The 2,085-nt window shown below is 42.3% G+C and carries 5 protein-coding genes; all 5 read right to left on the reverse strand.

The annotated features are described in order from the left end of the window. Positions 1 to 206 (reverse strand): arsenate reductase/protein-tyrosine-phosphatase family protein (locus FD23_RS10815; protein WP_483803745.1); only part of this gene is annotated, 206 nt, incomplete at its 3' end. A gap of 12 nt (positions 207 to 218) precedes the next feature. Continuing rightward, complete coding sequence (locus FD23_RS08395) at positions 219 to 647, reverse strand: hypothetical protein (RefSeq protein WP_025895676.1); 429 nt, start codon at positions 645 to 647, stop codon at positions 219 to 221. 190 nt (positions 648 to 837) lie between these two features. Continuing rightward, positions 838 to 1,023, reverse strand: coding sequence for a hypothetical protein (locus tag FD23_RS08400; RefSeq protein WP_025895677.1), 186 nt, complete (start codon positions 1,021 to 1,023; stop codon positions 838 to 840). A 6-nt stretch (positions 1,024 to 1,029) separates the two neighbouring features. Then, complete coding sequence (locus FD23_RS08405) at positions 1,030 to 1,290, reverse strand: hypothetical protein (protein ID WP_025895678.1); 261 nt, start codon at positions 1,288 to 1,290, stop codon at positions 1,030 to 1,032. Between the two features lie 164 nt (positions 1,291 to 1,454). Further along, entirely contained in the window at positions 1,455 to 1,919 is a 465-nt protein-coding gene (locus tag FD23_RS08410) for a DUF2798 domain-containing protein (protein ID WP_025895679.1), read from the reverse strand. Positions 1,920 to 2,085 lie beyond the last annotated feature (166 nt).

Consider the following 2,085-nt stretch of genomic DNA (forward strand, 5'->3'; position numbering starts at 1 on the left):
TTTGGTTTTTGCCCGTTGGCCAGCATATCGATGCCATAATGCTCTTTGATCAGCCGAACCGCGTCGGGGTTAACCTGATCTTTTAGATCCGTGCCGGCTGAATAGGATTCAAAGACATCCCCGGCCAGCTTTTTACCCAAGGCTTCGGCGATTTGACTCCGGCAGGAATTATGGGTGCAGATAAAGGCTACTTTTGCTTTAGTCATAATCTTCTCCTGTTATTTCTTCTCAAGCAGGCCCAGGCCACTGATGGTAAGGTCACTGGAATCATTGACGAAAGAGAAAGTTGGGATGCTATCCATGCCTTCATCTAAGGCTTCCATCAAAATCATGGCAAAAAATTCAAACCAGCTGTCCGTTGGCACGTCATTCCTATCATCTTGTGGAGTCAGCCAGAATTTTGTTGCTGCTTCTCTCGTTTTGACATTAAGCGCCAGGCCTATTGCGGTATTATAGAAGTCAAAAGTGGCTTTGAAAGAATGAACATCTGGATCATTTATCTCAATGCCTAATTCCTCGGGGATCTCTGTTTCTGTGATCATCATTCTGCCCGTGATTTTACCGTATTTTTCTTCAAAATCTTGAATTAAACCACGTTTTTTAAGTTCGTCTACCACCTCGTCAAACAAAGCTTCGTTCTCTAACATACCAATTTCCTTTCTGGTTCAGTTGCAACCGATTACTTATAGATTATATTATAAACTGCTTGCCTCTAGAATTTAACTGTTTTGTACTTCTTCATTCAACAGTCTACCAACGCCTGATATTACGAGGTGTGACCCCGACGGGATGATTATAAAGCATTTTTACGCCATGCTGAGGGCAAACTAAAAGCGGTCAGCTTTCGCTAATCGCTTGTGTCTTCGCTCTTTCTGCCCAGAACTTTTCACTTTCTGCCATCATCCGCTTTAGAAACTTTCTGCTCTTTTCCCATTCGTCTGAAGGACCACTAGAAAATACCTCATGCAAATTTTCTAAAGTTATTGGTGTCTTTCCATCATCACTAGTTTTATTAGTCTCCATCTTCAACTACCTCATGTATCGTTTCCCATCTTTCACGTATGCATCAGTAGCAATAAACTTGGTGTTTCTCTTAAAAAGTACTTCATTTTCTGTATCAAGAGTAAATCCATTAAGTTGTCTTCCAGAGTTGCTTTTCTTAATCACCATTCTAACATCATCTTCAGCATTATAAACACCGTGTTGCGTTGATGATGCATAGCTCTTCTCTTGGATATAGCCCCTTTCTAGTGCATCGCTAACGAAATTTTCTGAGACTTCCTGGTACATAAATAAAGTAACCTATTTATTGGTTCTGTATCTAGGACTCACCCAGCAGAATAGTGTCAGAAAGCTGGGGAGGCAGTCACTTGTGATACTCTTGCCAGACGTATTCGGAGAAACTAAAAGCAGCATCCCCTGCACTAAATACAGATGAATGCTGCTAATGTAACTTAGTTATCTTTTCTAAAAATCGTTCTAAACAAGAATCTTACCGCAGGACCGCAGAGGAAGATTTGCCAGCCAATCGCCATTGGAAAGTTGATGACGGCAGTCTGCAGCCAGATCCCGATGAAGCCAGCCGCTTGGAAGTTCTTGAAGAGCGCGGTCGCGATCAAGCTCATCGTTGGGCACATAAGGCAGATGGTGATTGAGCACCGGATCAAGATGATCAACAAGATTGGCGTTTCAGGTGTAATCAGCCGCTTAGTCAAGTAAACGACAGGCTTTTCAAAGACGAACATCTCCAGGATGATTGCAACCGGCCACATGATCATCATTTCGCGGAAGGCATCCAGTAAGATAGCATCCCTCATCCCGCCGATGGTAAGAGCGATGTTGTAGCAGATCATGGCGTAGACCATAACAAAGGCCATCATAACAGTAAAGACAAAATTTTCCAGTTTTGATTCTGACATTAAAAAACTCCCTTCATGATTCACGTGTTGTTCGTTAATCACTCCGGGAGTGTGCGTTTCCAATCATAACCGTATTCAAATACAGTCGTCGATTGTAAAATCAAATTGAACACTGTTCCGATCCAGTAAGAAAAATCGTTTTCACTGGATCAGAGCACAAAAAATC

Origin of the sequence: Lactobacillus delbrueckii subsp. delbrueckii DSM 20074 = JCM 1012 (assembly GCF_001433875.1) — a bacterium.
Classification (GTDB): Bacteria; Bacillota; Bacilli; order Lactobacillales; family Lactobacillaceae; genus Lactobacillus; species Lactobacillus delbrueckii.